This window comes from Micromonospora sp. CPM1 (genome assembly GCF_023896895.1).
GTDB lineage: Bacteria > Actinomycetota > Actinomycetes > Mycobacteriales > Micromonosporaceae > Micromonospora > Micromonospora tulbaghiae.
The window spans coordinates 286,124-298,196 of sequence record NZ_JAMHIU010000003.1 but is presented as its reverse complement, the minus strand read 5'-3'; the positions used below and the strand labels follow the sequence as shown (position 1 = coordinate 298,196).

The window sequence follows — 12,073 nt, the reverse complement described above, 5'->3', positions numbered from 1 at the left end:
CGCAGCGGTTGATGCGTGTGCCGTCCGGTGCGCGGGATGTCAGCGTGCGGACGGAAGGGAAACCGGTGCTCTGCGGCCCACCCGGCCGGCGGCGGTCTCGGCGACGGCCCGGTAGAACGACGCCCGGCGGGCGTCGAGCGTCTCGGCGGAGAAGTCACGGGACCGGCGGAGGTTGCGGGCCGAGGCAGCCGCGAGCCGGTCCGGGTCGGCCAGTATCGCGGTCACTGTGGAGGCGAGCGCGGCCGGGTCGTCGGGCGGCACCAGGCAGTCCGGTTCGAGCAGCTCCGGAATGCCGCCGGCGGTCGAACCGACCGCCGGCAGTGCCCTGGCCATCGCCTCGATGAGCGCCCGGGGCAGGCCCTCGGTACGCGACGGCATCACGAACAGGTCCGCCGAGTCCAGTTGGCGGCGGACCGCGTCGGCGTCGGGTAGCGGGCCGGTGAAGCTCACCCGGTCGGCCACTCCCGATCGGGCGGCCAACTGCTCCAGATGGGGACGGTAGGCGCCCACGCCGACATGCACGAGCCGGGCCCGGGGCCCGTCGGCGGGCATCAGCGCCAGCGCGGAGATGAGCGTGTCGACTCCCTTGTAGAGCTGTTCGAGCGAGCCGACCGACACCAGTGTCGCTACTGGCGGAAGCTGCCGGACCGGCCGGGCCTGCGGCACGAACGCCGCCGGTGGCAGGTCGACGCTGGAGATGCCGGCCGTGGGCGTGGTCGGCAACGCGGGGTAGCGGAGTTGCAGGCGCCGTTCCGTCTCGTACGCCACGGCGGCGGCCTCGCGGCACTGCCGGCGCAGCGTCCGGGTGGACAGCGTGCGCAGCAGCGGCCGCAGCGGATGCCGGACCACCCCCGGGGCGAGCACGTCGTACGGATCCCCGATCACTTCGAGCGCGTACGGGAGGCGGGCCCGGTCGCGTGCCCGAGCCAGCAGTGAGCCGATCGGCGAGGGCACCCGGAGCACCACGGCGTCCCGGGATTCCGCCGCGGCGGACACCGCTGCGGCGATCGCCCGCCGTCCCAGCAGGTAACCCCGAGGCCCGACGTAGTACGGCAACGCCCAGACGTCGACGCCGTCCCCGTCGACCCGGGCCGCGGCCGCCGGTCGCTGCGCGACGTCCCGCACCCGGGCGGCGACGCGTACGTTGTCGAAGGCGACCAGGTACCGTCGCCAGATCGCGTTGTCCGGGCCTGCTTCGACCCAGACCGCGCCGTCCGGAGTCCGGCTGAAGCGCGACTCCGATGTCACCACGACCCGCATCAGGCTCTCCCGCCGGTCCGGCAGGCGGCCTCCACCACGTCGGCGACATCGCCGGCGGCAAGCGTGTTGTCGAAGTGCCGCAGCGCGAACCGCTGGGCCCGCTCACCCCGCAGCCGGAGCCGGCCGTCGGTGAACTCGTCGTAGGCCTGCCGCAGTCCGGCGACCAGCGCCGCCACGTCGTTGCGTGGCACCACCCAGCCGGTCGTCTCGTCGACGGTCTCGGGCAGACCGCCGGCGTCGCTGACGATGCTGGGCACCCCGGTGGCGCCCGCCTCACAGGCGGCGCCGTGTCCCTCGGACAGGGAGGGACTGACGCTCACGTCGGCGGCGCGGTAGCAGTCGCGCACGTCCGACACCGACGTCAGCCATGTCACGCTCGGGTCGCGATCGACCTCGAAGCGCTGGATCAACTCGCGCCGGTGCGCCTCTCCGGCCGCCGAGAAACCGGCGCCCACCAGGAGCAGCCGGGCGTCCGGGTGGTCGGCGCGGAACTCCCGCCAGGCCGCCAGCAGCACGTCGTGACCCTTGATGCCGCGGCCCTGGTGAACCAGCCTCCGGGGCGGATAGACGTAGGCGACCATGATGGCGACGAACGCGTCCTCCTCGATGCCGAGTTCGGCGCGCGCCTTGGCCCGCACCTCCCGCCGGTCGGCTGAGCCGGCCAGGTCGGCGAAGTGCGCGGTCCGGGCGCCGTAGGTGACGACCGGTCGCCGGGGCGCGGGACACCCGAGCGCGCCGTAGAGGCCCGAGGTGTGGCCGGTGCCGCAGATGGTGACGTCGTCGAGCCGCCACAACACCCGCTCGACGATTTTGATCAGCGGAGACTCCAGGTACAGCGGCCCGGCCACCATGTGCACCCGGCGCAGCGGCAGGCGCAGGCTCGCGAAGCGGGCGGCGAGCGCGGACGCGTAGAGGTGGTACTTCAGCACGTCCGGACGGAGCCGGCTGATCAGGCGGCGGAGCCGCCACAGGTCCCGCAGCGTCGACGGGCGCGGCCGGAAGCGGAAGTCGAACGGCGAGTCGTGCACCTCGACACCTCGCCGCCGCAGCTCCTCGGTCAGTCGCCCGGTCCGACGCGGCAGGACCGCCACCACCTCGTGGCCACGGCGGCGGAGTTCCTCCACCTGCGGGACGATCCAGAGTCCGCCCTGGTCGGTCTTCAGCAGGACGACGACCCGCAGTGGGCGCATGTCCGCGCCGGCCGTCACCGGGCGTCCAGGAACTGCTCGACCGCGCCGACGACCCGCGCCAGGCGGTCGTCGTCCAGGGCGGAGCCGCTGGGCAGGGTGAGCCCTTGGGCGAACAGGCGGTCCGAGGCGCCCGTCACGACCGCCCGGCACCCGGCGAACACCGGCTGGCGGTGCATCGGCTTCCACACGTGCCGGGTCTCGATGTCCCGCGCGGCCAGGTGCGCCCCGAGTTCCGCAGCCGACCACCCGGTCCGCTCGGGGTCGACCACGATGCTGGTCAGCCAGCAGTTCGAGCCCTCGTCCCCGTCGCCGAGCAGACGTACCCCGGGCACGCCGGAGAACAGCTTGGCGTAGCGCTCGCGCAGCAGCCGGCGGCGGCGCATCATCCCGTCCAGCCGGTGCAGCTGCGCCCGGCCCAGGGCCGCGAGCAGGTTGCTGAGCCGGTAGTTGTAGCCCACGTCGACGTGCTCGTAGTGCGGCACGGGCTCGCGCGCCTGAGTGGCCAGGTGCCGGCAGCGGGCGAGCAACGCCTCGTCGTCGGAGAGCAGCATCCCTCCGCCGGACGTGGTGATGATCTTGTTGCCGTTGAACGACAGCGCGTTCAGCCGTCCAAAGGTGGCGGCCGGACGTCCGCGGTAGGTGGCACCCAGCGCCTGCGCGGCGTCCTCGACCACCGGCACGCCCGCCGCCTCGCACACCGGCAGCAGCTCGTCGTAGTCGGCGCAGGCGCCGAACATGTCCGCGACCAGGACCGCAGCGACCTTCTCGCCGGCCCGGGTCAGCATGTCGAGCATCTCGGCGAGCGCGCTCACGTCCATGTTCCCGGTCGCCGGGTCGCAGTCGACGAAGACCGGCTCGGCACCGGTGTAGACAGCGGCGTTGGCGGTGGCCGCGAACGTCATCGTCGGTGCCACCACCACGCTTCCCGGCCCGGCCCCCAGGACGAGGAGGGCGAGGTGCAGCGCGGACGTGCCGGAGTTGAGGGCCAGCGCGTGCGTCGCCCCGACACGTTCCGCCACCTCCCGCTCGAACGCCTCCACCTCGGGCCCGAGCGGCGCCACCCAGCCCGAGCGGATCGCGCGGAGCACGTAGGACTCCTCCAGGGGCCCGACATCGGGCGGGGACAGGTAGATCCGGCCGGTCATCGAGCCTCCGTCCCCGCAGTGGGATCACGGTCGTGGCAGCGAAGGGTCACGGACGGTAAAACGGTCGACCAGTCGAGGAGTGATGGCGTACGCCGGGTTCATGCCGAAAAGCACACGATCGTGCCGCGCGGCGGCGTCGGGTCGCAACACGTGCCCCTGGTACCGAGTAGAGTTCGGCGGCCCTGCCAGGAATCGACGATCCAGGAGCCCCGAGTGCTGCACCTGAGGGTGATCGCGCCGAGCGACCAGTCGTCAGCGGTCGTGGAATTGCTGGCCGCCGATCCCGGCGTCACCCACCTCGTGGTGCTGCCCGGCGCCGCCCGCCAGCCCGCCGGTGACTACATCACCTGCGACGTCGTCCGGGAGAGCGCCGACGGTGTGCTGAGCCGGCTCCAGGAACTCGGCGTCGAGGCGCACGGCGCGATCGCCGCCGACGACGTGGAGCTGACCCTGTCCGAGGCGGCCGACCGGGCCGCCGAGGAGGCGCCCGGGCACGGCGAGGACGCCGTGGTCTGGGACGAGATCGCCGCGAAGACCGGCGAGCAGACGGTGCTCACCGGCACGTTCCTCGCCCTGATCGTGGTCGCCACCATGATCGCCGGAATCGGCGTGCTGCTCGACCAGCCCATCCTGATCGTCGGCGCGATGGTGGTCGGCCCCGAGTTCGGGCCGCTCGCCGCGCTCTGCGTGGCGCTGCTACGGCGGCAGCCGCGCGTGGTCGGCCGCTCGGTGCAGGCGCTGACCGTCGGCTTCGTCGTCGCCATGGCGGCCACGGTGCTGAGCACCTGGGCGCTCACCGCGGCCGGCCTGGTCGGCCGGGACATGCTGCTGGCGGAACGGCCGATGACCGACTTCATCTGGCGCCCGGACGCATTGTCATGGGTGGTGGGCCTGCTCGCAGGCGTTGCCGGCATGTTGTCGCTGACCTCGAAGAAGTCCGGGTCGCTCGTGGGCGTGCTGATCTCGGTGACCACCGTGCCGGCGGCGGCAAACGTGGCTGTCGCGTCCGCGTACGGCGTGTGGCACGAGGCGGCCGGCTCCGCCCTCCAACTGGTGATCAACTTGGCCGCTATCGTGCTCGCCGGGCTACTCACGCTGGTGGTCCAGTTGTGCTGGTGGCGGCACGTCGCCCGGCGGGCCGCGCACGCCGTGCCGCGGCAGCGGGCCGATCAGCGACCCGGCCCGGTCAGCGCCAGTCGTCGCCCGCGTCGAGACGGCGGCTGAGCAGCGCCGCCAGCGGCACCGACTCGCCGTCGCGACCGCCCCGGCCGACCACGAGCGGCGGCGCGCTGGGCCGCGGGTCGGCCCCGAGCAGCCGTGCTCGCAGACCCGGCGGCACGGTGAGCAGGTAGAAGCGCCCCTCGGTATCCACCGCGCGGCTATGCGCCCGGTCCACGTACCAGCCGGTGATCCGCGTACGGTAGCGCCCGCGCCCGTTATGGCCGGTAGCGGTCAGCCGGTCCGCACGCAGCCCTCGCCGCAGCGCCTCGGCGGCGAACCGGGCCACGAGATCTGCGGCCTCCGCCTGCTCCGCCGCGCGTTCCCGGTCAGCGGCCTCCGCGTGCGCCCGCACCGCGTCGCGTCGCCGCTCCCGCCACCGCTCGTCCTCCTCGGCCCCCACGACGGCGAGGGTACGCGGAACCCGGGCTGCCCGGCGACGACGGCGGCCTCCGGGCCGGCGCGGACCGAGACACCCCTGGCCGCTCCCTCGCGCCAGCCGTCCCGCCCTGCCGCGTGTCAGCTTCGCGAACCGGCGCGTCACGGTTGCCGAAGGGCACTGCCGGGCTGAGTCGTTCGTGACCTCAGCCCGGCAGGGCAGCCGAACGTGTCAGGCCAGCCCGGCGCGGCGCAGCGCCTCCGCCATGGCGTCGTTGACCGGAGCGGGACCGCCGCCACCGCGGCCCGACCGCTGCTGCTGGGCGCCGCGCGCCGCGCCGCCCTTCCCGCCGCCGGAGCCGCCGCGCTGACCGCCGCCGCGTTGCCCGCCCTGCTGGCCGCCGCGCCCCTGGTCGCCGGCCCGCGGCCCGCCGCCCTGACCGCCCCGGTCCCGGCGGCCGTCGCCGCCCGCCGGGCGTCCGCCACCGGCCGGCGCCTCGTCGTCGAGCCGCAGCGTCAGCGAGATCCGCTTGCGCGGCACGTCCACGTCGAGTACCCGCACCTTGACCACGTCGCCGGACTTGACCACGTCGCGCGGGTCCTTGACGAAGGTGTGCGACATGGCCGAGACGTGCACCAGGCCGTCCTGGTGCACGCCCACGTCGACGAACGCGCCGAACGCGGCCACGTTCGTCACCACGCCCTCCAGCACCATGCCCGGCGTCAGGTCGCTGATCTTCTCCACGCCCTCGACGAACGTCGCCGTGCGGAACTCCGGGCGCGGGTCGCGGCCGGGCTTCTCCAGTTCGGCCAGGATGTCGGTGACGGTGGGCAGGCCGAACGTGTCGTCGACGAAGTCGGTCGCGCGCAGGCCGCGCAGGATGGCCGACCTGCCGATCAGCGCGCGCAGATCCTGCCCGGTGGTGGCGAGGATGCGGCGCACCACCGGGTACGCCTCGGGGTGCACGCTGGAGGAGTCGAGCGGGTCGTCGCCGCCGGGGATGCGCAGGAAGCCGGCGCACTGCTCGAACGCCTTCGGCCCGAGCCGCGGCACCTTCTTCAGCTCGGTCCGGGTGCGGAACGGCCCGTTGGCGTCGCGGTGCAGCACGATGTTCTCGGCCAGCCCGGCGCCGATGCCGGAGACCCGGGTGAGCAGCGGCGCGGAGGCGGTGTTGACGTCGACGCCGACCGCGTTGACGCAGTCCTCGACCACCGCGTCGAGCGAGCGGGACAGCTTCACCTCGGACAGGTCGTGCTGGTACTGCCCGACGCCGATCGACCGCGGGTCGATCTTCACCAGCTCGGCCAGCGGGTCCTGGAGGCGGCGGGCGATCGACACCGCGCCGCGCAGCGACACGTCCAGACCGGGCAGCTCCTGGGAGGCGTACGCCGAGGCGGAGTAGACCGACGCGCCGGCCTCGGAGACCACCACCTTGGTCAGCTTCAGCTCCGGGTGCCGCTTGATCAGGTCACCGGCCAGCTTGTCGGTCTCCCGGCTGGCGGTGCCGTTGCCGATCGCGACCAGCTCGACGCCGTGCGCGGCGGCGAGCGTGGCGAGCGTGTGCAGCGAGGCGTCCCACTGCCGGCGCGGCTCGTGCGGGTAGATCGTGTCGGTGGCGACCACCTTGCCGGTGGCGTCGACCACCGCCACCTTCACGCCGGTGCGCAGGCCCGGGTCGAGGCCCATCGTCACCCGCGCGCCCGCCGGCGCGGCCAGCAGCAGGTCACGCAGGTTGGTGGCGAAGACCCGCACGGCCTCCTCCTCGGCCGCCTGCCACAGCCGCATCCGCAGGTCCGCGCCCAGGTGGATCAGGATCCGGGTACGCCAGGCCCAGCGCACCGTGTCGGCCAGCCACCGGTCGCCGGGCCGCCCCTGGTCGCTGATGCCGAACCGGCCGGCGACGGCCGCCTCGTAGCGGCTGGGCCCGGGGGTCGCGTCGGCGTCCCCGTCGGCCTCCGGGTCCATGGTCAGCTCCAGCACACCCTCCTTCTCGCCCCGGAACATGGCGAGGATGCGGTGCGAGGGCAGCTTCGGGTACGGCTCGGCGAAGTCGAAGTAGTCGGCGAACTTCGCACCGGCGGTCTCCTGGCCGTCGCGTACCCGGGAGACCAGCCGGCCCCGCGACCACATCTGCTCGCGCAGCGTGCCGATCAGGTCGGCGTCCTCGGCGAAACGCTCGATCAGGATGGCCCGCGCCCCGTCCAGGGCGGCAGCGGCGTCCGCGACGCCCCTGTCCGGGTCGGCGAACCCGGCGGCGACCGTCTTCGGGTCCTGGGCCGGATCGGCCAGGAGCGTGTCCGCGAGCGGCTCCAGCCCGGCCTCGCGGGCGATCTGCGCGCGGGTACGCCGCTTCGGCTTGTAGGGCAGGTAGATGTCCTCCAGGCGGGACTTCGAGTCGGCGGCGAGGATCTGCGCCTCCAGCGCCTCGTCCAGCCTGCCCTGGCTCCGGATCGACTCCAGCACCGCCGCGCGCCGCTCGTCCAGCTCGCGCAGGTAGCGCAGCCGCTCCTCCAGCGTGCGCAGCTGCGCGTCGTCGAGCAGGCCGGTGGCCTCCTTGCGGTAGCGGGCGATGAACGGCACTGTGGCGCCGCCGTCGAGCAGCTCGACTGCCGCCCGCACCTGCCGTTCGGCGACGCCGAGTTCCTCGGCGATCCGCTGGTGCACAGACTGGGTCACGATTGTCATCCGCCTTCTCGGGTGGTTTCCGCCCTGCATTGTGCCGTTCGCCTCCGACCGCCTGTGCCCGGCCCGCCGCCGGCTGCGCTAGCGTGGCGATCATGGAGGCACCTGCGGATCCGCGGGCCCGGCGGCTGTTCGGCGGCAGCGCCCGGGCGCTCGGCGACCTGGCCGCCGGCCCGTTCCGGGCCGACCGGGACCGGATCGTCGGCTCGCCGTTCTTCACCCGGCTGAACGGCGTCACCCAGGTGATCAGCCCGGGCGGGTCCGGGCTGCTCGTGCACAACCGGCTCACCCACAGCCTGAAGGTGGCCCAGGTGGCCCGGGCGATAGCCGAGCGGTTGACCGCCGACCCGGCGCACCGGGACCTGCTGGAGAAGCTCGGTGGCTGCGACCCGGACGTGGTGGAGGCCGCCGCGCTCGCGCACGACCTCGGGCACCCGCCGTTCGGGCACCTGGGGGAGCGCGTGCTCGACCGGCTGGCCCGGCAGCGCCTCGGGCTGCCCGACGGCTTCGAGGGCAACGCCCAGTCGTACCGGATCGTCACCAGCACCGAGATCCGCGGCGCGGCGACCACCGGGCTGGACCTGACCGCCGCGGTCCGCGCCGCCATGCTGAAGTACCCGTGGACCCGGCTGGACCATCCCGACCCGCATCCCCGGCACCTCGACCCGGCGCCGCGCGGCGCCGCGGCGCCGCCGGAGGAGCCGGACAGCGGGTCGGTGAAGTTCGGCGCGTACCGCACCGAGCTGGACGACCTGCGGCAGGCTCGGGAGCCGTTCGCCGGGCGGATCCCGGACTGGCAGCAGACGCCCGAGGCGTCGGTGATGGACACCGCCGACGACATCGCGTACGCCATCCACGACGTGGAGGACTTCTACCGCGTCGGGGTGCTCCAGCAGGGCGCGGTGGCGGCCGAGTTGACTGCCTGGCAGCGTGAGTGCGGGCACCTGCGGTCGATCACCGCGTCGGCGCTGGAGACGGCGGGCCGGCGGCCGGGGGTGGCGATCGAGCGGCTGCGCCGGCAACTGCACCGCAAGGACGGCTGGATCGCCGACGACGAGGCGTTCGCCGCCGCTGTCGAGCACGTCCGCGAGGAGCTGGTGGAGGGGCTGCTGGCGCTGCCGTTCGACGGCTCGATCGAGGCGGAGCAGTACGTGGCCCGGTTCTCCGCCCGCTGGTCCACCCGCTTCGTGGACGCCATCACCGTGACCCCGGAACCGGACGTCCGCTCCGGGTACGTGCTGCTGGCCAAGGCGCAGTGGCACGAGGTGCAGGTGCTCAAGTTCGTCCACCACCGGTTCGTGCTAGCCCGCCCGGACCTGGCGTTGCACCAGCGCGGTCAGGCCCGGCTGCTCGACACGCTCGTGGAGGCGCTCTGGGAGTGGCTGCTGGACCCGGACGAGGAGTCCCGGCTGCCGCGCCGGCTGCACGACCTGGTGGAGCTGGCCGAGGCGGAGCTGCACCCGCGTACCCCGGACCGGATCGGCCGGGCCCGGGGCCGGGCGATCATCGACTTCGTCGCGCAGCTCACCGACGGTCAGGCGGTGGCGATGCTCGACGCGTTGTCGGGCCGCTCCGGCGCGCTGTGGACCGATGCCTTCGTACTCTGAGGACCTCAGCGGGCCGGCACGCCCTTGACCACGATCTCCGGTGGTACGTCACGCACCACGCACGCCCCGGCGCCGACCGTCGCGCCGGCGCCCACCCGCAGGCCCGGGAGCACGACGGCGCCCGCCCCGATCAGCGCTGCGGTGTCGAGGCGGCAGTCACCGGACACCGCAGCGAGCGGATGCAGGGAGACGTAGTCGCCGACCACGCAGTCGTGCGCGAGAGTGGCGTTCTGGTTGACGTGCAGATGCCGCCCGACTGTCACGTCCGTGGTGATCCGGCCACCGGCGAACACCACGAGACCCTCGGCCGACACCACGTCCGGGCCGACTGTGGCGTCCGGGTGGACGAGACTCGCCGCCGGCCTGCCGTACGTGTCGACCCGCGCGCCCACCTTCCGCCGGACGCGTGGGTCGCCCAGACCGAGGACGACGTGGGTCTCCGGCGGCAGCTGCCCGAGCGCCGCCACGGTCCCCAGGTAGGGGGCGCCGCACGACTCGGCGCGTTTGCGGTTCCGCTCGGACGGGTTGTCGTCCACGAAGCCGACCAGTCGCCACGGTGGCCGCGCGGCCGACTCGTTCACCGCCGCCACGATCTGGGCGATCTCCCGGCCGTGGCCGCCGCACCCGACGACGACCAGGTCGAGGCTCACCGGGATCCGCTTCCCGCAGTCGCCGGCACCGCCTCCTCCGTGGCGGTGCCACGGAACTCGTGGGCCGTGGCGGCGCCGGGCGCGCTGATGCCCTGCCGGCGCAGGACTGCCACCGCGGTCCGGGCCAGGATGCGGGCGTCCAGGCGGAGGCTCCAGCGCTCCACGTAGTACAGGTCGTAGGCGAAACGCTCCGCCCAACCCAGCTCGTTGCGGCCGTTCACCTGCGCGAGCCCGGTCAGGCCGGGCCGGACGTCGTGCCGGCGGAACTCGTCCGGTGTGTAGAGGTCGCGGTAGCTGGTCGGGAACGGACGCGGACCCACGAGGCTCATGTCGCCGCGCAGGATGTTCCACAGGCTGGGCAGTTCGTCCAGGCTGGTCGCCCGCAGCCACCGCCCCAGGGGCGTCAGTCGCGCCTGGTCGTCGCCGGGGGAGAAGGCGTCACCGCCGTCCGCCATGGACCGGAACTTCAGGATGGTGAACTCCCGGCCGTGCCGGCCGATCCGCTGTTGACGGAAGAGGACCGGGCGGCCCATGCCGAGCAGCACCGCGACCGCGACCACGACCAGAATCGGCGCCGCCACCAGCAGGGCCGTGGCCGAGACGGCGACGTCGACGCCCCGCTTGACGGCCGAGGCGACGCTCGCCTGCGAGGTGGGTGTGTGGGGATCTTCCACGCCTGGGGAGAGGCGAACCTGCATGCTGTCCTCCGGCCGCTGACTCGTCAGCGAACAGAGTACGCAAATATGCGCAGAAGGATGTCTTGTCCGACTTTTCGGCGTGGCTCAGGCGACCGCCTGCCACCACCCGTCCACCGCCGGCGGCTCGTCCACCACCACCCGCTCGCCCGGACGCGGCACCGCGAGCCGGACGTCCCGCGCCTTCGCCTCGGCCCACAGCCGGTCCACCGGCTCGGACCAGTCGTGCAGCGCCAGGTTGAACGTGCCCCAGTGCACCGGCACCAGCAGTCCGCCCCGGACGTCGAGGTGCGCGGCCACCGCCTCCTCCGGGAACATGTGGATGTGCGGCCACGCCCGGTCGTACGCGCCGATCTGCATGAGCGTCACGTCGAACGGGCCGTGTTCGGCGCCGATCTCGGCGTACCCGTCGAAGTAGCCGGAGTCGCCGGTGTAGAAGACCTTCCGGTGCGTCCCGGTGATGGTCCAGGAACTCCAGAGCGTGCCGTCGCGGCGCAGCCCGCGCCCGGAGAAGTGCTGCGCGGCGGTCGCGGTGAGCGTCAGCCCGCCGACCCGGTGGCTCTCCGACCAGTCCAGCTCGACGATGCGGTGCTCGGGTACGCCCCAGCGGGCCAGGTGGGCGCCGACGCCGAGCGGCACCACGAACGGCGCGGACTGGAGATCGGCCAGCGTGCGGACGGTCTCCATGTCCAGGTGGTCGTAGTGGTCGTGCGAGATCAGCACCGCGTCGAGCGGGGGCAGCTCGGTCAGGCGTACCGGCGGCTCGTGGATGCGCCGCGGGCCGACCAGTCCGGACGGGGAGCACCTGTCGCTCCACACCGGGTCGAGCAGCACCCGGCGCCCCTCGATCTCGACGAGCGTGGAGGCGTGGCCGTACCAGATGACGTTCAGTTCGCGGGCCGGGTCGGCGGCCGGCGCGGCGCCGGGGCGCAGCAGCGGCACCGGGCTGCCCGGCCGCCGCTTCTGCTTGCCGAAGATCAGCTCCCGGACGAGGTTGCGGCCCGGGTCGGCGACCATCGTGGCGCTGGCGCCGGCCGGGTTGTGGAACGTGCCGTCGTGGAAGCGCGGTGACCGGGCCGCCCGGTCCGCCCGGGCGCCGGTGAGCCGGCCGCCCAGCTGGGCGGGCACGTCCCGCGCCACCCAGGCCAGGCTGGCGACGGCGGCCAGCCCGGCGAGCTTCCACACCCGCCCGCCGCGCGTCCGGTCCGGTTCCCGCCCCGTCGGTTGCCGCATGCTCGTCCCTCCGC

10 protein-coding genes are annotated in these 12,073 nt (G+C 73.9%); 2 read left to right on the top strand and 8 right to left on the bottom strand.

What is annotated here, in order from left to right:
• Positions 1-39: 39 nt before the first annotated feature.
• The 3 genes from M8C11_RS05805 to M8C11_RS05795 are packed head-to-tail and all read right to left on the bottom strand — an operon-like array spanning position 40 to position 3,595.
• Positions 40-1,260 carry a glycosyltransferase family 4 protein gene (locus M8C11_RS05805; protein WP_091423691.1) on the bottom strand — a complete coding sequence of 407 codons (1,221 nt, stop codon included), beginning with the start codon at positions 1,258-1,260 and terminating at the stop codon, positions 40-42.
• On the bottom strand, positions 1,260-2,450 hold the full coding sequence (locus tag M8C11_RS05800) for a glycosyltransferase family 4 protein (protein ID WP_252448675.1): 1,191 nt from the start codon (positions 2,448-2,450) through the stop codon (positions 1,260-1,262). Before M8C11_RS05800 ends, M8C11_RS05805 begins: the two co-directional genes overlap by 1 nt.
• 14 nt (positions 2,451-2,464) lie before the next feature.
• Positions 2,465-3,595, bottom strand: a complete 1,131-nt coding sequence (locus tag M8C11_RS05795) for a DegT/DnrJ/EryC1/StrS aminotransferase family protein (RefSeq protein ID WP_091423698.1) — start codon at positions 3,593-3,595, stop codon at positions 2,465-2,467.
• A gap of 213 nt (positions 3,596-3,808) precedes the next feature.
• On the opposite strand from M8C11_RS05795, the gene M8C11_RS05790 reads away from it, so the two are divergent.
• Positions 3,809-4,819, top strand: coding sequence for a DUF389 domain-containing protein (locus M8C11_RS05790; RefSeq protein ID WP_091423702.1), 1,011 nt, complete (start codon positions 3,809-3,811; stop codon positions 4,817-4,819).
• On the opposite strand, the gene M8C11_RS05785 is transcribed toward M8C11_RS05790, so the two are convergent.
• Positions 4,782-5,216, bottom strand: a complete 435-nt coding sequence (locus M8C11_RS05785; protein WP_091423705.1) for a hypothetical protein — start codon at positions 5,214-5,216, stop codon at positions 4,782-4,784. The genes M8C11_RS05790 and M8C11_RS05785 overlap by 38 nt on opposite strands.
• Before the next feature lie 207 nt (positions 5,217-5,423).
• On the bottom strand, positions 5,424-7,907 hold the full coding sequence (locus tag M8C11_RS05780) for a Tex family protein (RefSeq protein WP_091423708.1): 2,484 nt from the start codon (positions 7,905-7,907) through the stop codon (positions 5,424-5,426).
• Positions 7,908-7,969: 62 nt separating this feature from the next.
• Here M8C11_RS05780 and M8C11_RS05775 point away from each other — a divergent pair, with 62 nt between their 5' ends.
• Positions 7,970-9,481 (top strand): deoxyguanosinetriphosphate triphosphohydrolase family protein, encoded by a 1,512-nt coding sequence (locus tag M8C11_RS05775; protein WP_091424528.1) that lies wholly within the window; start codon positions 7,970-7,972, stop codon positions 9,479-9,481.
• A 5-nt stretch (positions 9,482-9,486) separates the two neighbouring features.
• On the opposite strand, the gene M8C11_RS05770 is transcribed toward M8C11_RS05775, so the two are convergent.
• The 3 genes from M8C11_RS05770 to M8C11_RS05760 all read right to left on the bottom strand — a co-directional run bounded on the left by M8C11_RS05770 (position 9,487) and on the right by M8C11_RS05760 (position 12,059).
• On the bottom strand, positions 9,487-10,131 hold the full coding sequence (locus M8C11_RS05770) for a NeuD/PglB/VioB family sugar acetyltransferase (protein WP_252448673.1): 645 nt from the start codon (positions 10,129-10,131) through the stop codon (positions 9,487-9,489).
• A complete protein-coding gene (locus tag M8C11_RS05765) occupies positions 10,128-10,805 on the bottom strand; it encodes a sugar transferase (protein ID WP_252448672.1) in 678 nt (225 codons plus the stop codon). The genes M8C11_RS05770 and M8C11_RS05765 overlap by 4 nt, the downstream gene beginning before the upstream one ends.
• A gap of 108 nt (positions 10,806-10,913) precedes the next feature.
• Entirely contained in the window at positions 10,914-12,059 is a 1,146-nt protein-coding gene (locus M8C11_RS05760; protein ID WP_252448671.1) for an MBL fold metallo-hydrolase, read from the bottom strand.
• Between the last annotated feature and the right edge of the window lie 14 nt (positions 12,060-12,073).